The 19,862-nt window shown below is 71.7% G+C and carries 20 protein-coding genes; 6 read left to right on the top strand and 14 right to left on the bottom strand.

Annotation, left to right across the window (positions count from 1 at the left end; genetic code table 11):
- Nucleotide 1: 1 nt before the first annotated feature.
- On the top strand, nucleotides 2–562 hold the full coding sequence (locus ACQP09_RS24325; protein WP_432149820.1) for a PPA1309 family protein: 561 nt from the start codon (nucleotides 2–4) through the stop codon (nucleotides 560–562).
- Nucleotides 563–592: 30 nt separating this feature from the next.
- Here ACQP09_RS24325 and ACQP09_RS24320 read toward each other — a convergent pair whose 3' ends face one another.
- The 3 genes from ACQP09_RS24320 to ACQP09_RS24310 all read right to left on the bottom strand — a co-directional run bounded on the left by ACQP09_RS24320 (nucleotide 593) and on the right by ACQP09_RS24310 (nucleotide 3,828).
- Complete coding sequence (locus ACQP09_RS24320; RefSeq protein WP_433403044.1) at nucleotides 593–1,696, bottom strand: YlbL family protein; 1,104 nt, start codon at nucleotides 1,694–1,696, stop codon at nucleotides 593–595.
- A 401-nt stretch (nucleotides 1,697–2,097) separates the two neighbouring features.
- Nucleotides 2,098–2,559, bottom strand: a complete 462-nt coding sequence (locus tag ACQP09_RS24315; protein ID WP_433403041.1) for a molybdenum cofactor biosynthesis protein MoaE — start codon at nucleotides 2,557–2,559, stop codon at nucleotides 2,098–2,100.
- Between the two features lie 111 nt (nucleotides 2,560–2,670).
- Nucleotides 2,671–3,828 (bottom strand): SDR family oxidoreductase, encoded by a 1,158-nt coding sequence (locus ACQP09_RS24310; protein WP_404059966.1) that lies wholly within the window; start codon nucleotides 3,826–3,828, stop codon nucleotides 2,671–2,673.
- Nucleotides 3,829–4,018: 190 nt separating this feature from the next.
- Between ACQP09_RS24310 and ACQP09_RS24305 the strand changes: the two genes are divergently transcribed.
- Together ACQP09_RS24305 and ACQP09_RS24300 are read left to right on the top strand one after the other, a co-directional pair.
- Entirely contained in the window at nucleotides 4,019–5,467 is a 1,449-nt protein-coding gene (locus ACQP09_RS24305; RefSeq protein WP_433403038.1) for a zinc-dependent metalloprotease, read from the top strand.
- Nucleotides 5,464–6,006: an NUDIX hydrolase gene (locus ACQP09_RS24300; RefSeq protein WP_433403035.1), complete on the top strand. Its 543-nt coding sequence runs from the start codon at nucleotides 5,464–5,466 to the stop codon at nucleotides 6,004–6,006. The genes ACQP09_RS24305 and ACQP09_RS24300 overlap by 4 nt, the downstream gene beginning before the upstream one ends.
- 69 nt (nucleotides 6,007–6,075) lie before the next feature.
- Here the strand turns inward: ACQP09_RS24300 and ACQP09_RS24295 are convergent, their stop codons facing one another.
- From ACQP09_RS24295 to ACQP09_RS24280, 4 genes are all read right to left on the bottom strand, one after another.
- The gene (locus ACQP09_RS24295; protein ID WP_433403032.1) at nucleotides 6,076–6,831 is read right to left on the bottom strand and encodes an AIM24 family protein; all 756 of its coding nucleotides are present in this window, start codon (nucleotides 6,829–6,831) and stop codon (nucleotides 6,076–6,078) included.
- Nucleotides 6,832–6,848: 17 nt separating this feature from the next.
- The gene (locus ACQP09_RS24290; RefSeq protein ID WP_326703619.1) at nucleotides 6,849–7,529 is read right to left on the bottom strand and encodes an AIM24 family protein; all 681 of its coding nucleotides are present in this window, start codon (nucleotides 7,527–7,529) and stop codon (nucleotides 6,849–6,851) included.
- A gap of 11 nt (nucleotides 7,530–7,540) precedes the next feature.
- Nucleotides 7,541–9,160, bottom strand: a complete 1,620-nt coding sequence (locus ACQP09_RS24285; RefSeq protein WP_433403029.1) for a TerD family protein — start codon at nucleotides 9,158–9,160, stop codon at nucleotides 7,541–7,543.
- A 120-nt stretch (nucleotides 9,161–9,280) separates the two neighbouring features.
- On the bottom strand, nucleotides 9,281–9,904 hold the full coding sequence (locus ACQP09_RS24280) for a M48 metallopeptidase family protein (protein WP_433403026.1): 624 nt from the start codon (nucleotides 9,902–9,904) through the stop codon (nucleotides 9,281–9,283).
- 254 nt (nucleotides 9,905–10,158) lie between these two features.
- On the opposite strand from ACQP09_RS24280, the gene ACQP09_RS24275 reads away from it, so the two are divergent.
- Both ACQP09_RS24275 and ACQP09_RS24270 read left to right on the top strand, forming a co-directional pair.
- On the top strand, nucleotides 10,159–11,304 hold the full coding sequence (locus ACQP09_RS24275; RefSeq protein WP_433406750.1) for a ThiF family adenylyltransferase: 1,146 nt from the start codon (nucleotides 10,159–10,161) through the stop codon (nucleotides 11,302–11,304).
- Between the two features lie 64 nt (nucleotides 11,305–11,368).
- Nucleotides 11,369–12,871 carry an ABC1 kinase family protein gene (locus ACQP09_RS24270; RefSeq protein ID WP_433403024.1) on the top strand — a complete coding sequence of 501 codons (1,503 nt, stop codon included), beginning with the start codon at nucleotides 11,369–11,371 and terminating at the stop codon, nucleotides 12,869–12,871.
- 30 nt (nucleotides 12,872–12,901) lie between these two features.
- On the opposite strand, the gene ACQP09_RS24265 is transcribed toward ACQP09_RS24270, so the two are convergent.
- From ACQP09_RS24265 to ACQP09_RS24245, 5 genes are all read right to left on the bottom strand, one after another.
- Nucleotides 12,902–13,105 (bottom strand): hypothetical protein, encoded by a 204-nt coding sequence (locus ACQP09_RS24265; protein WP_433403021.1) that lies wholly within the window; start codon nucleotides 13,103–13,105, stop codon nucleotides 12,902–12,904.
- Between the two features lie 137 nt (nucleotides 13,106–13,242).
- Nucleotides 13,243–13,506: a hypothetical protein gene (locus tag ACQP09_RS24260; protein ID WP_356746814.1), complete on the bottom strand. Its 264-nt coding sequence runs from the start codon at nucleotides 13,504–13,506 to the stop codon at nucleotides 13,243–13,245.
- A 92-nt stretch (nucleotides 13,507–13,598) separates the two neighbouring features.
- Nucleotides 13,599–13,967, bottom strand: coding sequence for a WhiB family transcriptional regulator (locus ACQP09_RS24255; protein ID WP_366387351.1), 369 nt, complete (start codon nucleotides 13,965–13,967; stop codon nucleotides 13,599–13,601).
- A gap of 164 nt (nucleotides 13,968–14,131) precedes the next feature.
- Nucleotides 14,132–14,461 carry a hypothetical protein gene (locus ACQP09_RS24250; RefSeq protein ID WP_433403018.1) on the bottom strand — a complete coding sequence of 110 codons (330 nt, stop codon included), beginning with the start codon at nucleotides 14,459–14,461 and terminating at the stop codon, nucleotides 14,132–14,134.
- Nucleotides 14,462–14,627: 166 nt separating this feature from the next.
- Nucleotides 14,628–16,853: an ATP-dependent DNA helicase UvrD2 gene (locus ACQP09_RS24245; protein WP_433403016.1), complete on the bottom strand. Its 2,226-nt coding sequence runs from the start codon at nucleotides 16,851–16,853 to the stop codon at nucleotides 14,628–14,630.
- A gap of 250 nt (nucleotides 16,854–17,103) precedes the next feature.
- On the opposite strand from ACQP09_RS24245, the gene ACQP09_RS24240 reads away from it, so the two are divergent.
- Nucleotides 17,104–17,358 (top strand): glutaredoxin domain-containing protein, encoded by a 255-nt coding sequence (locus ACQP09_RS24240; RefSeq protein WP_237327839.1) that lies wholly within the window; start codon nucleotides 17,104–17,106, stop codon nucleotides 17,356–17,358.
- A gap of 57 nt (nucleotides 17,359–17,415) precedes the next feature.
- Here the strand turns inward: ACQP09_RS24240 and nudC are convergent, their stop codons facing one another.
- Together nudC and ACQP09_RS24230 are read right to left on the bottom strand one after the other, a co-directional pair.
- A complete protein-coding gene (gene nudC / locus ACQP09_RS24235) occupies nucleotides 17,416–18,372 on the bottom strand; it encodes an NAD(+) diphosphatase (RefSeq protein WP_326703626.1) in 957 nt (318 codons plus the stop codon).
- An 88-nt stretch (nucleotides 18,373–18,460) separates the two neighbouring features.
- Nucleotides 18,461–19,855 (bottom strand): dipeptidase, encoded by a 1,395-nt coding sequence (locus tag ACQP09_RS24230; RefSeq protein WP_433403014.1) that lies wholly within the window; start codon nucleotides 19,853–19,855, stop codon nucleotides 18,461–18,463.
- Nucleotides 19,856–19,862 lie beyond the last annotated feature (7 nt).

The raw sequence follows: 19,862 nt of genomic DNA, 5'->3' as shown, positions 1-19,862 counted from the left end.
CATGCCCAACGTTTCTCCCGCAGGACCTCCGATGGCCGCGAGCCCGCTCACCGTCGCCGTCCTCGAAATCGACGCCTATGCCTCCACCCTCGGCTGGGACCAGCCCGCCCGGCTGTTCGCCCTGGTCGACACCGCCCGGCTGCGGGTCCAGGAGCCGGGTCTCGCCGCTCAGCTCGGCCTGGACGACGCCGCCTCCCCGACCGCTTCCCTCACCCCGATCGAGCAGGAGGAGCTGCCCGCCGGCACCGCCCTGGACGATTTCCTCGCCACCATCGCCTGGCCCGACTCCGTGGCGGGCTGCGCCATGACCGTCGAGCGGCTGATGCTGCCGCCGTCCGCCGAGGCCTCCGTTCCGGAAGGGCTCAGCGACAAGCAGCTCACGCAGTGGGTCGCCAAGCACCCCGACCGGCAGGAGGTGCGGATGACGGTGGCCGTGCTGCGGGACGGGGCGCGCGAGTCCGCCGTACGGCTGCGCGAGAAGGACTCCCCCACCGAGGTGCTGACCGGCGCGGGTCTGGTGCCGGGGCTCGCCGAGGCCCTCTCGGCGACGTTCGAGTCCTGACGGGCCCGCCGTCCGCCTCCCGACGCGCTGTCAGCCGGCCGAGCAGCTCGGCAGCGCGTCGGTCTTGCCGGCGCTGATCTTCTCCAGCGACTTCCTGGCGTCGTCGAGGGTCTTGACCCGGACCAGCGTCAGTCCGTCCGGGGTGTCCGAGGCGGCGGCGGCGCAGTTGTCGTCGGGCGTGAGGAAGTAGCGGGCGCCCGCGTCCCGGGCGCCGACGAGCTTCATGTTGATGCCGCCGATCGGGCCGACCTTGCCCGCGTCGTCGATGGTTCCGGTGCCCGCGATGAACTTGCCGCCGGTCAGATTGCCCGGGGTGAGTTTGTCGATGATGCCCAGGGAGAACATCAGACCGGCGCTGGGGCCGCCGACGTCCGCGAGCTTGATGTCGATCGTGAACGGGAACCGGTGGTCCGTCCCGGCCCTGATGCCGACGACCGCCCGCTCCTTGCCGCCCTCTTCCGCCGGCGGTGCCTTCTCGGTGGTGATGGTGACCGGCCGGCCGCCTTCGGGGGCCCGGCCTGCCTTCTCGGCGGCGGCCGCCTCCTTGGCCGGGATGATGGTGAAGGTGACGTCCTCGCCGGGCGGGTGCTTGGTGACCAGCTCGGCGACGTCGCCCGGCTCCTTGACCGCCGTACCGTCGACGCTCTTGATCACGTCACCTGCGTGCAGCTTGCCCTCGGAGGGGCTGCCCTTGACGACGCTGGAGACGATGACCTGGGTGGCGACCGGGATGTCCAGCTCCTTCAGGGCGGCCACCTTGGCGCTCTCCTGGGACTGGCTGAACTCCTCGGCGTTCTCCTGGGTGGACTGCTCCTCGGTCTTGCCGTCCGGGTAGAGCGTGTCGTGCGGTACGACGACGCTGTCGTGGGCCAGCCAGCCGTAGACGGCCTGGCCCAGGTTCATCCGGTAGTCCGCTCCGGTGACCCGGACCGTCGTCATGTTGAGGTGCCCGGTGGTCTCGTACGTCTCGGGGCCCTCGATCCGCAGGACCGGCTCGCCGCGCGCCTCGCCCAGGGTGTTCACCGTCGGCCCGGGGGACATCTCCGAATACGGCACTTTGATCAGCATGCCCGCGCAGAGAAGCGCGATGAGGATGAGGGCGGAGGCGAGCATCGTCGCGGTGCGGCGTGGCATGGAACGACAGTACGGGAAGGGCCTGTCCGTCCACCTTCGGGGCCGGTCCGTCCGGGCACGGGCGACAGCGCGGCGGAGAGGTGGTCACGCGGCGTTCTACGGCCTCAGAGTGCCCCGGAACCGGAGTGCGATTTCTCCATCGCGTCACGGAACCTGGCGTACCCGGCGAGCTCGGTGACATCGCCGGTCGTGCGGTTGCGAGCAGCCCAGCTCGCCCATATCGCACCACCGACAGCAGCGAAAAGTGGAATCAACAGCCAAGCGAGTGCCGCCATCACGACCTCCCTACCCCATGAGCGATCGAATGATCGATCTGCAGATTAACGATCCGGAAGACCAACGCTCACGGCAGGGGTGCGGTTACGCAAATCGGGGCTGATGCGGCCCGGTCCGGTTTGCGCTCAGCAGGCGCCGACCCACTCCTCCGTACCGTCGGAGAAACGCTGGTGCTTCCAGATCGGAACCTCGTGCTTGAGGTCGTCGATGAGCTTGCGGCAGGCGGCGAAGGCCTCCGCGCGGTGCGGGCAGGCGACGGCGACGACCACCGCCAGATCGCCCACCTCCAGTTCACCCACCCGGTGGACGGCGGCGAGGCCGCGGACCGGGAAGTCGGCGACGACCTTCTCCGCCACTCGGCGCAGCTCGTCCTCGGCGGAGGGATGGCAGGAGTAGCCGAGCGCGCCGACGTCCTGTCCGCCGTCGTGGTTGCGCACGGTGCCGACGAAGAGCGCGATGCCGCCCGCGGCGTCGTCCCCGACCGCACGGAAGACCTCGTCGAGGGAGAGTTCGCTCTCCCGGATCGCCAGCAGCCGGATGGGGTCCGGAGCCGCCTGCTCGCCGGGGTGGTCCTGGGTACGTGCCATGCCCCCATCGTGCCGTACGGCACCGACAACACGGAATTGCCTGTTCGACCGGCGGACGCCCGGCCGCGTTGGAGCCTCCTACAGACGGCTGCCGGGGCCCGGTGGACGGGGTCAGATGCGGCGGCGGGCCTTGCGGGCGCGGCGGACCAGGGCTGCCGTGCCGAGCAGGGCGACGGTGGCCCCGGCGGCGGTGGCGGAGACGGCGGTGGCGTCCTTGCGGCCGAGGCGGCGTCCGGCGACGGTGTGGCGTCCCTCGACCTCTTCCAGGAGCGCGCCCAGGACCTCCTCGTTGGTCCACCGCGGCCGCCATCCCGCGTCGTGCAGCCGGCTCACGCTGACCACCCAGGGGTGCATCGTGTACGCCAGGTCGCCGGCCGGGGACGGGGTGAGCCCGATGCGGTGCAGCCGCGCGGCGGCCCCCAGGGCGACGGCGGAGGGCAGCTCCATCCGGCGTACGCCGCTGAGCTCCTCGACCTCCTCCTGTTCGAGCCAGCCGTCGCAGCCGACCGCGAACTCCCCGTCGATCCTCTCCAGCGCGGCGTACTCCAGGGCCGTCACCAGGTCGTCGACATGGCAGAACTGCCAGGTGGGCCGGGAACCGGCGACCACCAGGAGACGGGGTGACTCGAAGTAGCGGGTCAGCGCGGTGTCGGTGCCGCCGACCAGGACGGTGGGGCGTACGACGGTGACGTTGAGCCCGGGGTGGGCGCGGGGCGCGCGGCGGCCGAGGCGTTCGATCTCCAGGAGGTCGCCGACGCCGGTGGCCTCGGCGGTGGCGCGCAGCTCGGCGTCCTCGGAGAGCGGCACGTCGTTGTCGGCGAGCGCCCCGTAGACCATCGCGGAGGTGCACAGCACGACCCGGTGGACCCCGGCGGCGGCCGCGGCGGTGAGCACGGTCTGGGTGCCTCGCACGTTGTACGCGGTGCGGGCGGCGGGGTCGGTCTCCAGGTCGAGATCGAGGGCCAGGTGCACGACGACGTCCGCGCCGCGCAGCTTCTCCGCGATGGCCGGATCGCGTACGTCCAGGATGTGCCAGGTCGCCTCGGAGACCTCTCCGCGGCGTTCGTCGATCGCGATGACCTGCTTGATCTCGTCGGATGCGGCGAGGTGGGCGGTCAGCAGCTCGCCGACGCCGGTCGCGGCACCGGTGACCGCGACGACGGGACCCCGGTTCCTGGGGTTCCTGGGGCGTTTCTTCTCGGGTGTGCTCTCGGGCGACGGGTCGGTCAGGTTTCGCGCTGCGCGAACCTGCGGATCTGGGGAACTCACCGGGCGTCTCCAGCGGTTGTCTTCAGTACGTACCCGAATGACGCGTACGTACCAGGTGGCGTCCATCCTGCCGCAGGCCGGGAGTCGGCGGAGCACTGAGGCCCGAAGCGGGCGTGGTGTCTACGCTGGATGGTGATGTCGGGCAGTCGCCGTCGGTTCGAGCCGGCGGCCCTACGAGCCGAGGAAACCCGTGAGTGACACCCCATTCGGATTCGGCCTTCCGCCGGAGGAGCCGGAGAACGGCGACGAGGGCAAGAAGAAGGACCCCACCGAAGGTGGGCAGGGCGCGGGCGGGCCGGGAAACCCGTTCGGTTTCGGGCCGGGAGCGGGCGGTGACAACCCGTTCGCCGCAATGTTCGGCTCGATGAATCCGAACGATCTCGGTGCGGCCTTCCAGCAGCTCGGCCAGATGCTGAGCTACGAGGGCGGTCCCGTGAACTGGGACATGGCCAAGCAGATCGCGCGCCAGACCGTCTCGCAGGGCACGGCCGACGGCACCAAGGACGCCAGCGTCGGCCCGTCCGAGCGGACGGCGGTCGACGAGGCGCTGCGGCTGGCCGATCTCTGGCTGGACGGCGTGACGTCGATGCCCTCCGGTTCGGTCTCCACCGTGGCGTGGAGCCGCGCGGAGTGGGTCGAGGCCTCGCTGCCGGCCTGGCAGCAGCTGGTCGACCCGGTGGCCGAGCGGGTGGGCCTGGCGATGGGCGATGTGCTGCCCGAGGAGATGCAGGCCATGGCGGGCCCGCTGATCGGCATGATGCGGTCGATGGGCGGCGCCATGTTCGGCCAGCAGATCGGGCAGGCCGTGGGCACGCTGGCCGGTGAGGTGGTCGGGTCGACGGACATCGGGCTGCCGCTGGGCCCGGCGGGCAAGGCCGCGCTGCTCCCGCTGAACGTGGCGCAGTTCGGCAAGGACCTCAGCGTCCCGCAGGACGAGGTGCGGCTGTATCTGGCGCTGCGCGAGGCCGCCCACCAGCGGCTCTTCGCCCATGTGCCGTGGCTGCGCTCGCACCTGTTCGGCGCGGTCGAGTCGTACGCACGCGGCATCAAGGTCGACACGAGCAAGCTGGAGGACGTGGTCGGCCAGTTCGACCCCGCCAACCCCGAGCAGCTGCAGGACGCGCTTCAGCAGGGCATGTTCCAGCCCGAGGACACGCCCGAGCAGAAGGCCTCCCTGGCCCGTCTGGAGACGGCTCTGGCGCTCGTCGAGGGCTGGGTGGACGCGGTGGTCCACGAGGCCGCGAAGTCCCGGCTGACCTCGTCGGACGCGCTGCGCGAGACGATGCGCCGGCGCCGTGCCTCCGGTGGTCCGGCCGAGCAGACGTTCGCCACGCTCATCGGTCTCCAGCTGCGCCCGCGCCGGCTGCGGGACGCCTCGCGGCTGTGGGCCTCGCTCACCGACGCCCGGGGCCTGGAGGGCCGCGACGCGCTGTGGGAGCACCCGGACATGCTGCCGACCGCGCACGACCTGGACGACCCGGACGGCTTCGTCCACCACGAGCAGGCCGACTTCTCCGAGCTGGACAAGATGCTCGGCGAGGCGGCGAAGGGCCCGCAGAAGCCTTCCGAGGCCAAGGAGAGCGACGAGGACAAGGGCGAGGGCGGCCCGGAGGACGGCAAGGACGGCCGCAACCGGTGACGCTGCACGACGACGCCACCCTCGTACTGAAGGGTTACGCCCCCGAGGGTGCGGCCGGTGGTGGCCAGGCTGAGCTGCGCCAGGCCTACCTCGACCACTTGGCGCTCCACGCCGACGGCATGTGGAAGGCGTGCGGGGCCGGGCATCTGACGGCCAGCGCGCTGGTGATCGATCCGGAGCGGGAGAAGGTGCTGCTCACCCTGCACCGCAAGCTCCGGATGTGGCTCCAGATGGGCGGGCACTGCGAGGAGCAGGACGCCACCCTGGAGGCCGCCGCGCTTCGCGAGGCGACGGAGGAGTCCGGCATCACCGGGCTCACCCTGCTGCCGGGCGGCCCGGTCCGGCTGGACCGGCACCCCATCCCGTCGCCGTGCCACTGGCACCTGGACGTGCAGTACGCGGCGCTGGCCCCGGCCGGAGCGGCGGAGCGGATCAGCGAGGAGTCTTTGGAGCTGCGCTGGTTCGGTTACGAGGACGTGGCGTCGGTGGCCGACGCCTCGGTCGTACGGCTGCTGGAGGCGACGCGCGCGCGGCTCTAACGGGTGGGTATGCGTAAGGGGCGGCCTTTATGAAGGCCGCCCCTTACCGCTGTGCTCTGCGGGTGGAGGTCAGTTCCAGGCGTTGTTCTGGTTCTGGCCGTGGGAGCCCTGCTGGCCCATGCCGAACTGGGCGCGGGCGCCCTGGCCGATCTGGGCGTTCTGCGGGGGCATGACCTCGCTCGGCTGCACCAGCGCGAAGCCCTGGCCGAGGAAGCTCAGCTCCCAGCCCTCGCCGGTGTTGCCGCGGCGCCGGAAGACCCCGCTGGAGTGCGTCTGGGCCTGCATCTGCACCCGCAGGGCGCTGGACCAGGCCACGATGGCGTCGGCGTCCACGTTGACGTACTTCTCGGGCGTGACCTGCATCATCAGCGGCTGGCCGGAGGTCATGAGGGCGACCTTGCCGGTGCCGGTGATGTTGAGCTGGTACTTGCCGCTGCCGGAGATCCCGTACTGGCTGTCCACCGCGATGACCTCGGTGTGCAGCGAGGAGTCGAGCGCGAGGACGTAGGAGCTGTCCACGGTCATCCCCTCCCGGTCGACGTCCACGACGTGGATGTACTGGGCGAGGTTGGCGAAGTAGACCGTGCCCTGCCCGGAGACCCGCATCAGGTCGAGGCCCTCGCCGGTGCGCGCGCGGGCGCGCCGCTGGCCCTGCGACTGGTACTCGCCGTCGAAGTCCATCAGTCCCTGGTAGGCGACCATGGCGCCCTTACGGGCCAGGATGTCGTCCTGTCCGGTCAGCGCCACCCGCAGGAGCTGCGGGTTCTGGATCGTGTACCGGTCCTGGGACTGCTGCTCGGTGTGGTTGAAAAGCGGACTCTGCATGGTGTGTTCCCCTCCCCTCAGTTCCGGATCCGCAGGCGGTCCGTACTGTCCTCGCTCGGCTGGACGACGACGATGCCCTCCCCGGAGAAGGCCATCTGGTACGCCTCCCCGCTGCCGCGGCCGATCAGTGCGCCGGCCTTGAAGCTGCGCTTGCCCTTCACCTTGAGGTTGGTGGACCAGGCGACCAGGGCGTCCGGGTCGACGTACGTCTCGTCGTCGCCGCGTCCGCAGTCGACGACGATCGGCGTGCCCCGGGAGGTGATGGCGACCCATCCGGTGCCCTGGACGACGACGTTCCACAGCCCCTGTCCGGCGAACTTGGCCATCCCCTTGACCTTCTCGACGCCCCAGGTGAGGTGCGCGTCGAAGGCGAGGAGGTTGGTGCCGTTGACCGAGATGGCCTCGTTGTTCAGGTTGATGACGACGACGTCGGCGCCGTAGTCGGCGAGGTAGAGCAGTCCGTCGCCGGAGCACTTCATGACGGGTGCGCCCTCGCCGGTGATCCACTGGGAGGCGACCTGCCGGGCGGCGGGCGGATTGGGCTCGTACTGGATGAACCCCTCGTACGCGACCATCGAGCCGGTGCGCGCGTAGAGGTCCTGCCCGGAGGCCATGGCGACCTTGAGCATGGCCGAGCCGTGATTCTCCATCCGGGCCGTGACGGGGGTCGGGGCGAAGCCCGCGAGTTGCTGGTTCATGACGGGCTCCCTCAGACCTCGTAGGGCTGGACGACGATGAAGTTGCCGGGCGCTCCCCGGAACTGGAGGTTCACGGTCTCGCCGCTGTGTCCCGGGTACGCGTTGCGGCGCAGCCGGACCTGGCTGGAGACGATCACCTGGGAGGCGGCCGACCAGGCGACCACCGCGTTGCAGTCGGCGAACGTGGTGGGCGTGACCGGCAGGACGACCGGGGTGCCGTGGGTCTTGATGATCACGGTGCCGGTGCCCTGGAACTGCATGGTGAACAGGGCGCCGCCGGGGATGCCGTGCCCCTCGACGCGGCGGATCTCGTACTGGAGGGACTCGTCGAAGGCGAGGACGCTCTCGGCGGAGACGCAGATGGCGTCGCCCTGGAGCTCGATCGGGTGCAGATACGAGCCCTCTTCGGCGAGGAAGACCTGGCCGCGGCCGGTACAGCGCATCAGCTGCATCTCCTGGCCGGTGGCGTTGCCGACGGCGCGGCCGACGAAGCCGGCGCCCTTGTAGCCGAAGTCGACCTTGCCCTGGTACATCACCATGCTGCCCTGGCGGGCCAGCACGCCGGCGCCGCCCATCGTCAGGTCGACGCGCATGAGCTGCTTGTTCTGCGGGGTCCAGCGCTGGCCGGTGGGCGTCTCCTTGTACAGCTGGAGGGCCGCGTGGAGCCCGGGGCCGGCCGCCGGAGCACCCTGGGGCACGCCGTGCGATCCGCCGGGGGGCTGCTGCCCGAAGGGGGCGGGCTGTCCGTAGGGTGCCGGGGCCGGCTGGCCGTAGGGAGCGGGCGCGGGCTGGCCGTAGGGCGGCGTGCCCTGGCCGGGGACCTGGCCGAACTGGGGCTGCGGGGGCGGCGGGGGCTGCTGTCCGGGCTGGCCGTACGGGGACGGGGCCGGGGGCGCCTGCGGGGTGAGCGGGGCCGCGATCGTGGGCGCGGCGTGCATCGGCTGCTGCGGCGCGGGGCTGGGCGCGGGCGGGGCGCCGAAGGACGGCGCGGGCTGCGGGGCCTGGGGGGCGGCGGGCGGTGCCGCAAAGGCCGGGGGCGCGGTGGCCTGGGCCGGCGGGGCGAACCCGGGCGGAGCCTGCGGGGCGGCCGGCGCCTCTTCCTCCTCGGCGACCTCGCCGCCGAAGTTCCTCAGGAGCGCGTCGAGACCGCCGTCGAAGCCTTGGCCGACGGCGGCGAAGCGCCAGACGTCCTTCAGGTAGAAGTCACCGAGCATCACCGCGCGCTCGGTGGTGAACTCCGACCCGGTGAAGGCGTATCTCACCACTTCCTCGCCGCCCGCGACGATCCGGATGTACCCGGGGCCGACCTGCGACATCTGGCCGGCACCGTCGAGCGTCGCGGTGAAGGAGAGCTTGTGGATGGCGGCCGGAATGCGGTCGAGCGTGACGCGGAAGGACTCGGTGTCACCGGACTGCGGACCGAGCAGCTGAATGGACTCCTCGGGCGATTTCGGCTGGTTGAAGAAGATGAAATACCGGTCGTCCGAGAGCTGTTCGTCGGCATCCAGGCCGAAGCAGCTGATGTCGAAGGTCAGTCCAGGGGCGGCGATCTGCACACCTACGTACAGATCTGTCCCTGGTGTGAGATCACTGATCTTGGCCTTGTGGCCTCGTTGGAATTCCCTGGCCATACGTAACGACCGTCCCCCATCCCGAAGGTGAATGCGTCGCGTCAGGCTAACCGCAAACCGCGACATCCGGCCAAGCCGGTACACACCCGGTACAGAACCACCGGGGGCGACCCGCCGGGCTCACTCCTCGAGTGCGGCCGGCGGGCGGGGCAGCTGGTCGGCCGCCACCACCCCTTCGAGGTAGCCACGGGCCCGCTCGGTACGCGGATACGCCTCCAGCAGCCGCCAGAACCCCGGGCCGTGGCCGGGGACGAGCAGATGGGCCAGCTCATGGAGGAGTACGTAGTCGACGACGTACTCCGGCATGCCCTGGAGCCGGTGCGAGAGGCGGATACTGCCCTCGGCGGGGGTGCACGAGCCCCAGCGGGTGTTCTGGTTGGTCACCCAGCGGACCGATGCGGGCCGGGCCCGGCCGTCGAAGAACTGGGCGGACAGCCGCTCGGCCCGCTCCGTGAGCTCGGTGTCGCCGAGGACCCGCTTGCTCTCCTGGGCCGCGAGCTTGTCGAGCATCACGCCGACCCAGCGCCGCTCCTCCGCCTCCGACATCCGGGCGGGGATGAGCACGATCGTTCGGCCGCCCTCCCGGTAGGCGGAGACCGATTTCCTGCGCCGGGTGCTTCTGCGGACCTCGACCGCGCTCGTCGCCGGGGCGCGGGGCGCACGGGCGGCCGCGCCGGGCTGGCGGCTCACGGCGCTGCGCATGGGGATCTCCCCGGCGGCGCCGGGTGACGGGTCTGCGGGCACGCTTCGACGTTACCCGCTGTCAGTGGAGGAAGTCCCGGCTCCGGGTGCGTTCGCCACCGATCCTCTCCACTCCCCACCCCCCGCTTCGCACCATGAGCAGCATTATTGAATGACTCATCCCGCTACCTGTGGATAACTCCACGCACGCTTCGCCCCGGGCGCGCATTCTGGCAATGGCTCGACGTGGCCGGGAATCCTCCCGGGCACGGTCACGACACCGATGGGGGAAAGCCGTGCGTCTCGGGGGAGAAGTCCTGCATCCGATGTTGAAGCCCGCGCTGCGCCGGGCATGGCGCGGACGGAACACCGTGCAATTCGGAGTGACACCCGCGCACGCCGTGACACTGGGTCCGGTGGACATCGCGACGGGGAGCTTTCTGGAACTGCTCGACGGAACGCGCGGCCTGCCACTGCTCCGCGAGGAGGCCCGGGCCCTGGACCTGTCGGACCGTCATGTGGACGTCCTGGTGGGGCGGCTGGCGGAGGCGGGCCTTCTCGATGATCCGCGGTCGGCGGGAGCGCAGGCGGATGCCCTGCGCCACCGGGCCGAGGTGATGGAGCGTCAACGACCTGATGTGGCCTCGCTCTCCGTCGTCCACCCCGGTCCGGGCGAGGGGCTGCGGCGGATGGCCGCCCGGCGTGCGATGCGGGTCCAGGTGCGGGGTGCGGGCCGGGTCGGCGCGTCGATCGCCGCGGTGCTGTCCGGATCCGGGGTGGGGCAGGTGGAGGTGCTGGACGGGGGCCGGACCGAGCCGGGGGACGTGGCGCCGGCCGGGCTGCCGCCCGCCGCCGTGGGGGAACGGCGCGATGTGGCGGCCCGCCGGCTGGTCCGCCGGGCCGCCGCCGGGCCCACGCCCCGGTCGGCGGGGGCGGAGCGGGGCGCGGGCGAAGGGGCGCCCGGGCTGTCGCTGATCGTCGTCGCGCCCCGGGACGGCCTCTCGGTGTACGCGCCGGTCCCGGACACCGCGGCTCCCTGGATCGCGTCCGGCACGCCTCACCTCTATGCGGGGGTCATCGAGGCCACCGGAGTGGTCGGCCCGCTGGTGCTTCCGGGCGGCACCGGGTGCGCGGGGTGTCTGGAGCTGCACCGCGCGGACCGGGATTCGCAGTGGCCCCGGATGCTGGCGCAGTGGCGTTCGGGTCGGCGGGGCGTGGTGCCCGCCTGCGATCTGGGGCTGGCCACGGCGGTCGCCGGTCTCGCAGCGGCCCATGCCCTGTCCTTCCTGGACGGGGAGCTGCCGGCGAGCACCGGGGCGCGCTGGGAGGCCGCGCTGCCGCTGCTTGACTGGCGGAGCGAGCGGATCGGCCCGCATGCCGACTGCTCGTGCGGAGCGGTGGCGCGGGCCGAGGGGGAAGGGGTCTCCGGCCCCGTTCCGGCGCAGGACACAATGGCTGGGTGACCGCCGCCGCCGGAGAGACACCGGCGGCCCGAGCGGCACGGCGGTCTGGGAACTGGAGGGGCACATGTCTGATCTTCCCCGGAAGGCGGTTACGCGTACGGCCAAGCTGGCCGCGCTCCCGCTCGGCTTCGCCGGCCGTGCCACCTGGGGTCTGGGCAAGCGGATCGGTGGTAGATCCGCCGAGCTGGTCGCCCGGGAGGTGCAGCAGCGCACGGCGGACCAGCTGTTCAAGACCCTGGGCGAGCTGAAGGGCGGGGCCATGAAGCTGGGCCAGGCGCTCTCCGTCTTCGAGTCGGCGCTGCCCGAGGAGGTGGCGGGGCCGTACCGGGCCGCGCTGACCAAACTGCAGGAGGCCGCGCCGCCGCTGCCCGCCGCCACGGTCCACGCGGTGCTGGCGGAGCGGATCGGCGAGGACTGGCGCGAGTATTTCCTGGAGTTCGAGGACAAGCCCTCGGCCGCCGCGTCGATCGGGCAGGTGCACCGGGGGGTGTGGCACGACGGCCGGGAGGTCGCCGTGAAGGTGCAGTATCCGGGCGCGGGCGAGGCGCTGCTCTCGGACCTCACCCAGCTCAGCCGCTTCGCCCGGCTGCTCGGCCCCTTGGTCCCGGGGATGGACATCAAGCCGCTCATCAAGGAGATGCGCGACCGGGTGTCGGAGGAGCTGGACTACGAGCTGGAGGCGGAGGCCCAGCGGGTCCACGCGGAGGAGTTCGCGGACGATCCCGATGTGGTGATCCCGGAGGTGGTGCACCAGTCCGACCAGGTGCTGGTGACGGAGTGGATGGACGGGGTCCCGCTGGCCGACGTGATCGCGGACGGTACGGCGGAGCAGCGGGACCGGGCCGGGCAGCTGCTGGCGCGCTTCCTCTTCTCAGGTCCGGCCCGCACGGGTCTGCTCCACGCCGACCCGCACCCGGGCAACTTCCGGCTGCTGCCGGCGGCGGCACCGGACGCCTGGGACACCCCGGATGCCTCGGACGCCTCGGACGCCTCGGATGCACCGGACGCCTCGGAGGACTTCGAGTCCTCGGACGAAGAGGGTGCCGAGGGTGGTGCGTGGCGGCTGGGGGTGCTGGACTTCGGGACGGTGGACCGGCTGCCGGGTGGGCTGCCGGGGACCATCGGCGAATCCCTGCGGATGACGCTGGAGGGCGACGCGGCCGCGGTGTACGGGCTGCTGCGTGACGAGGGCTTCGTGAAGGAGTCGGTCGATCTGGAGCCGGACGAGGTGCTCGACTACCTCCTCCCGATCATCGAACCGGCGCAGGTGGAGGAGTTCACCTTCAGCCGGGGCTGGCTGCGGGACCAGGCGGGCCGGATAGCCGACCCGCGCTCCCCCGCCCACCAGCTCGGCAGGCAGCTGAACCTCCCGCCGTCGTACCTCCTGATCCACCGGGTCACGCTCAGCACGATCGGGGTGCTGTGCCAGCTCGGTGCGGCGGTGCGGCTGCGGGACGAACTCGAAGCGTGGCTGCCGGGGTTCGTCGCGGAGGCCGAGGAGAACGAGGAGGCCGAGTACGCACCGGAGGGCGAGGAGCCGGAGAGGGACCCGGAGGGCGACGCGTAGCCGGGCCGCCATCAGCCCGTAGCAGCCGGGTCACCACCAGAGGGAGTCGAGGCGGCTCTCGATCGCTCTGATGTGGAGGCGGGCGCAGGTCTCGCAGAAGTGGAGGAGGCGGCCGTCCTCCACGGAGGAGAGCCAGGTCACCGGGGCCGTGTCGCCTTCGGCGGCGGTGCCGCAGCGGGCGCAGACCACCGGTCCGGGGGCGGGTCGTTCGGGGGGATGCGTGTCCTCGTCCACCTCGTGACGATATCCCCGTCTCCGGGACCCGGCAGCACAACGCACCGCGGGGCCGCCCTCGTCGGACGGCCCCGCGGTGGGGTGGTGGTGCTCCGGCGTGGAGCGGAGAGGCGGGGCCTCTCAGTGCGTTCCGGCCATCAGTGCATGACGGCCATGGCCAGCGCCCGGCGGGCACGCAGCGAGGCGCGCTCCGCTCGGCGCTGCATCCGGCGGGCGGCGACGAGGCGCACCGCCTGGCGGTCCACCTCGGCCTCCCGCAGGCGGTCGTGCATATGCGCACGGGCCAGGGCTTCAGGGATGAGTTGCATCTCGCGGGTCCTGTTCTGACGCGAGTCGTTCGCGCCGATGATGGTGACGTCAGGGGTTGCGGAGCCGACGGGCTCCTGCGTGGGGGTGATCATTGATGCCTGATTCCGGGGGTCATGGGTCTGCGGGCGGTCGATGGTTCCTGGGCGCAGCCACCGCGTGGGGGCGGGGGCGGCGGAGCCGGCGATCACGCTGCGACCGGGTTCTTGCGCGGACGGCCACGCGGCCGCTTGCGGGCCACGACGACACCCTGTACGAAGAGCTCGCCGCCCCAGACACCCCACGGCTCGCGCCGCTCCTTGGCACCGGCGAGGCAGGCCTCGACGAGCGGGCAGGTCCGGCAAAGGGACTTGGCGTACTCGACGTCGGCCGGGGACTCGGCGAAGAAGACCTCCGGGTCGTACGAGCGGCAGGGGACGGGTACGCCGAGGTTCTCGATGGCGTCGTCGAGCGCGGTGAGCGCGGTGAGGGGGAGCAAGGTGGAGTCCTCCGTGGAGCCGGGCGGGGAGATCAAGTCGGACTGCGGTACTGACGGGGCGTGCGTTTCGAGTTGCACGGTGGGTGGTGTCCTCGTCTGGTCGTGCCGGCCTGTTGGCCGGTTGGCGGCTGGTACTGCTGGCCCGAGGCGCCTTGGGCATGTCCCGTCCGTTCGGACAAAACAAAAGGGCCGCGGATCCCGAGTGGGGTTCCGCGGCCCTGAGGCGCCGGCCTGATGCTGCATCAGGCTGGATCGCTCCAGGGTTCAGGCCCACGGAAGGCCCACATCGTGTGGTGCTGCTGCGTCTTCTTCTCGGCTCCGGCACCGGCTGCCGCAAAGGCATAGGCCTGAGCCTGTGCGTCCTTCGCTACTGCTGCCGCCGGTGCCTCGATCGGTCGCTCATTGCGCTCCCGCATCACGGGGAGGTTCGCCAGGGTCAGCGGGCTGACGGCGGAGATGCCGGACAGACCGGTGGCGCGGAGCGAAGCAGCCGAGGAGCGGGCGAGGCCGAGCGAGCAGGCGGAGACGACCGAAAGACCGGTCATTTTCTGGGTTTCGATGATGCTGATCACTTCAATCGCCTCCTCTCGGCGTCTAGGGTGACCGGCCGGAGCCGGTCGCGCGTATTCGGATAAGTACAGCACGGATTCAGGGCTTCAGAGAAGTCGCTGTTCCCGTGGTTAAGAACCTATGGTGACGACTGGGGCGGGCGCAAACTATTTTCTGGACGAGTTTTTCTCAGTCCTCCGCGCCGCCCTCCTCGACCTCCTCACCGACCGTCTCACCTGCGCAGATGGCGAGTACGTCGGCTCCGAAACGGGTCAGCTTCCGGTTGCCGACGCCGGCGATGACGACCAGCTCGCCCTCGGTGGACGGCACGGCCTCGGCGATGGCCATCAGGGTCTTCTCGGTGAAGACGCAGTAGTCGGGCTGGCTCAGCCGGGCAGCCTGGCCGGCCCGCCAGTCGAGCAGCCTCCCGTACAGCCCCTCGTCCATGTCGGACGGGCACTCCTCGCACCGCATCAGCTTCATCTCGCCCGCGTCGGTGAGGGTCCGGCCGCAGACCCGGCACCGCACCGGCTGCCGGGGCCTGGGCTCGACGGCCTCGGTCCGCCCGTCCGCCGCAGCGGTGGCCCGGCCGGTGCCCCGGTCGATACCGCCGCCGCCTCCGGCACCGCCCCGGGCGCCGGCCGCCGTGGAGCCCGGGCGCAGCCCGTTCAGGAACCGGGTCGGCCTGCGGTTCGCCCGGCCGCCGGGAGAGCGCGCCAGGGACCAGGAGAGCGAGAGGTGGAGGCGGGCGCGGGTGACGCCGACGTACAGCAGGCGGCGCTCCTCCTCGACCTGCTCGTCGGTCTTGGCGTACGCGATCGGCATCATGCCCTCGGTCAGGCCGACCAGGAACACCGCGTCCCACTCCAGCCCCTTCGCCGAGTGCAGCGACGCCAGCGTGACCCCCTGGACCGTCGGGGCGTGCTGGGCGGCGGCCCGCTCGTCCAGCTCACGGACCAGGTCGGTCAGGGTCGCTCCCGGCCTGGCCGCCTCGAAGTCCTCCGCGAGGCGCACCAGCGCCGCCAGCGACTCCCAGCGGTCGCGTACCGCACCCGATCCGGCGGGCGGGCGGGTGGTCCAGCCCTTCGTGGAGAGCACCGCCCGCACCTGGGACGGCAGCCCCTCCGCCCCGTCGAGCAGGGAGTCGTTGCGCCCGGCGCGGGCGGCGCCGCGCAGGGCGGTGCCCGCCTCGCGGACCTCGGCCCGCTCGAAGAACCGCTCGGCGCCGCGCAGCTGGTAGGGAACGCCCGCGTCCGCCAGGGCCTGCTCGTAGACCTCGGACTGGGAGTTGACCCGGTAGAGCACGGCAATCTCCCCGGCCGGGACGCCTGCCGCGATCAGCTCGCGGATGCGCCGGGCGGTCGCCTCGGCCTCGTGGGGCTCGTCGGGATACTCCGCGTAGACCGGCTCGGGGCCCTTGTCGCGCTGCGAGACCAGCTCAAGACGGTGGTCGGCGGCCCGGCCGCGGGCCTGGCTGAGCAGACCGTTGGCGAGGTGGACGACCTGGGGGGTGGAGCGGTAGTCCCGGACCAGCTTGACCACCGTCGCGCCGGGGTGGCGGGTGCGGAAGTTCAGCAGGTGGTCGGGGGTGGCCCCGGTGAAGGAGTAGATCGTCTGGCTGGCGTCGCCGACGACGCAGAGGTTGTCCCGGTCGCCGACCCACAGGTCGAGCAGCCGCTGCTGGAGCGGGCTGACGTCCTGGTACTCGTCGACGACGAAGTGTTGGTACTGGCCGCGCACGTGGTCGGCGATGTCCTGGCGGTCCTGGAGGATGCCGACGGTCAGCAGCAGCACGTCCTCGAAGTCGATCACCGAGCGGTCGCGCTTGAGCTGCTCGTACGTGGAGTAGATCTGGGTCAGGACCGCCGGGTCGCGCGGGGCGTCCCGCTGGGTCTTCGCGACGGCGGCCGGATAGTCGGCGGGGACGGTCTGGGTGACCTTGGCCCATTCGATCTCGCCGGTGACGTCACGCAGCTCGTTCCGGTCGAGCCGGAGCTCGCAGCGGGCGGCCGCCTCGGCGACCAGCTGCACCTTCCGCTCCAGCAGCCGGGGCAGCTCGCCACCGACTGCTTTCGGCCAGAAATACTGGAGCTGCCGCAGCGCCGCGGAGTGGAACGTCCGCGCCTGGACGCCGGTCGCGCCGAGCTGCCGGAGCCGTCCGCGCATCTCGCCGGCGGCCCGGTTGGTGAAGGTGACGGCGAGGATCGTGGCGGGCTGGAGGATGCCCGCCCGCACCCCGTACGCGATGCGGTGGGTGATCGCGCGGGTCTTGCCCGTCCCCGCTCCGGCCAGCACGCACACCGGTCCGTGCAGGGCGAGCGCCACCTCGCGCTGCTCGGGGTCGAGCCCGTCGAGCACGGCGTCCGGGGTCTCGGGAATCTGCGGGAAGAGGGTGGAGTGCGTTGCTGCTGTCACCCCGCCATGCTGCCAGGTCCCACGGGACGGATGCGGCGGTTGTCCACAGGGGTGAGCTATTCGTCGTACTGATGCGGGGGACGGCGGCCGCACTGATACGGGGGGGGACGACGGCTCCGGTGCGGGGGTGGGAATGGTGGCCGCCTCCCGTACGTTCCACCCGGTGCGGGAAGGCGGCGCAGGCCGCCGGGCCGCATGTGACGCTGCCGGCCGCGCAGCGGGACGGACGAGACAAGGGAGCGCCACCGACATGGCGGGCACTGTGACGATGTACAGCACGACCTGGTGCGGCTACTGCCGTCGGCTCAAGAGCCAGATGGACCGCGAGGGCATCGCGTACAACGAGGTCAACATCGAGCACGACGCGGACTCGGCGGCGTTCGTCGAGAAGGCGAATGGCGGAAACCAGACGGTCCCGACGCTGCTGATCGTTTCCGAAGCCGGCACCGAGTCCGTGATGACGAACCCGTCGCTCGCCCAGGTGAAGCAGGCACTGGCCGCCTGACGCCCCGAGCTTCCAAGTAGGCCCCCGGCTGATGCCGGGGGCCTACGTGTGTCCCGTTCAGTTCGTGCGGTTCAGGCTGCCCGGCCTCGGCAGCGGCTTCCCGTACCAGAGCTCGATCAGCCGGGCGGCGATCGAGATGCCGAACGGAGGCATCACCTCGCCCGACTCGAAGGCGGCGGTGAGGTCCTCGCGGGAGAACCAGCGGGCCTCCTCGATCTCCTCGCCGTCGACGGTGATCTCCGAGGAGGTCGCCCGGGCCATGAAGCCCAGCATCAGGCTGGAGGGGAAGGGCCACGGCTGGCTGGCGATGTACTCGACCTCGCCGACGGTGACGCCCGCCTCCTCGTAGACCTCGCGGATCACGGACTGCTCGATCGACTCCCCCGGCTCGACGAACCCGGCGAGCGTGGAGAAGCGGCCTTCGGGCCAGTGCACCTGGCGGCCGAGCAGCGCGCGGTCCTGGTCGTCGGTGACGAGCATGATGACCGCCGGGTCGGTGCGAGGGTAGTGCTCGGCGCCGCAGGCCTGGCAGCGGCGGATGTGCCCGGCCGCCGCGATGACGGTGCGTTCGCCGCAGCGGGAGCAGAAGCGGTGCAGGCGCTGCCAGTTCTCCAGGGCGACCGCGTGCACCATCAGGCCCGCGTCGCGGGGGCCGAGCAGCAGGCCCGCCTCGCGCAGTCCCGCCGGGCGGGCCGACTGGTCCATGCGGCCGGGTAGCGAGTCCTTCTGGAGCGCGAAGTAGCTGACGCCCTCCTCGTCGGTGCCGAGGAAGTAGCGGTGGGTCTCGGTGACCGGGGCCTCGAAGGCCGGGGTCATCACGATCGCGGTGCCGCCCTCGGGGGTGTCGTCGATCAGCACCTGCCCTCCGGAGACGACGAAGACGCGGGTCGTAGGGTGGCTCCACGCCACGGCCAGCCACGCCTCGTCGAGACGGTGGTGCGCCGCGCGGTCGATGCCGCTGGGTGCGGTGAGGCCGATCGGGCGGTCTGCGGTGGCGTTGTCGAAGGTGCTCACAGGTGCTTCCTACTCCCCCTGGGTGGATCGGATGTGCACAGATTCGTGGAGGGTGTGCAGAGGATGTTCGTGGAGGTGTGCAGAGGATTCAGCGGAGTGCCGTGGCCAGCTCGCCCCACAGGTACGCGGTCGTCTCCACGCCCTTCAGCAGCAGGTCCAGCTCGACCTTCTCGTTCGGCGCGTGCCAGCCGTCGGAGGGTACGGAGATGCCGAGGAAGAGGACGGGCGCGCCGAGGACGTCCCTGAGGTCGGCGGCCGGGCCCGAGCCTCCTTCGCGGGTGAAGAGGATCTCCTTACCGAAGGCGCGGCCCATCGCGCGGGCCACCGCCTGGAGGGCCGGGTGGTCCAGCGGGGTCAGACAGGGGCGGGTGGCGGACTGGAACGTGATCTTGTGGCGGATGCCCGCCGGAACGCGGGACTCCACCCAGGTGCGGACGCTCTCCTGTACGCGGTCGGGGTCCTGGCCGTCGACCAGGCGGAAGCTGATCTTCACCATCGCGGAGGACGGGATGATCGTCTTGCTTCCGGCGCCCTGGTAGCCGCCGCCGATGCCGTTGACCTCGGCGGTGGGGCGGGCCCAGACGCGCTCCAGCGTGGAGTACCCGGCCTCGCCGGAGGCCGCCTGGGACTTCGCCGTACGGAGCCAGGTCGCCTCGTCGAAGGGGAGCTGGGCGAAGAGGGCCCGCTCGGTGTCGGTGAGGTCGGTGACCCCGTCGTAGAAGCCGGGGATCGCCACGCGGCCGTCCTGGTCGTGGAGGGCGGCGACCAGCCGGGCGGTCTCGGTGGCCGGGTTGGGGACGGCGCCGCCGAACGAGCCGGAGTGGATGTCCTGCGCGGGGCCCTGCAGCTCGATCTCGCACTCGGCGAGGCCGCGCATGCCGGTGCAGACGGTCGGCGTCTCCTCGTCCCACATGCCGGTGTCGGAGACGATCACGGCGTCGGCGGCGAGGCGGTCCGCGTACCGCTCGGCCAGGGCGCGGAAGTTCGGCGAGCCCGACTCCTCCTCGCCCTCGATCAGCAGCTTGAGGTGCACGGCGGGGGTGGTGCGGCCGGTGGCGGCGAGGTGGGCGCGGACGCCGAGGGTGTGGAAGAAGACCTGGCCTTTGTCGTCGGCCGCGCCGCGTCCGTACATCCGGCCGTCCCGGATCACCGGCTCGAACGGGTCGGTGTCCCAGCCGTCCTCGCGGGCGGCGGGCTGCACGTCGTGGTGGCCGTAGACCAGGACCACCGGGGCGTCCGGGTCCGCGCCGGGCCACTCGGCGAAGACCGCCGGGGCGCCGGGCGTCTCCCAGATCTCGGTGACCGGGAAGCCGGTCTCCTTGAGCTTGGTGCTCAGCCACTCGGCGCTGCGCCGTACGTCCCCGTCGTGCTCCGGCTGCGCGGATACGGACGGGATGCGCAGCCACGCGGCGAGGTCGTCGAGGAAGGCGGCGCGGTGCTGTTCGGTGTACGTACGGACGGCGCTGTCCGGGGTCTCGCTCATGCTCTTG

Origin of the sequence: Streptomyces sp. CA-146814 (genome assembly GCF_050942385.1) — a bacterium.
Taxonomy (GTDB): domain Bacteria; phylum Actinomycetota; class Actinomycetes; order Streptomycetales; family Streptomycetaceae; genus Streptomyces.
The sequence above is the reverse complement of the archived record's forward strand: the minus strand, read 5'-3'. Positions and strand labels throughout refer to the sequence as shown.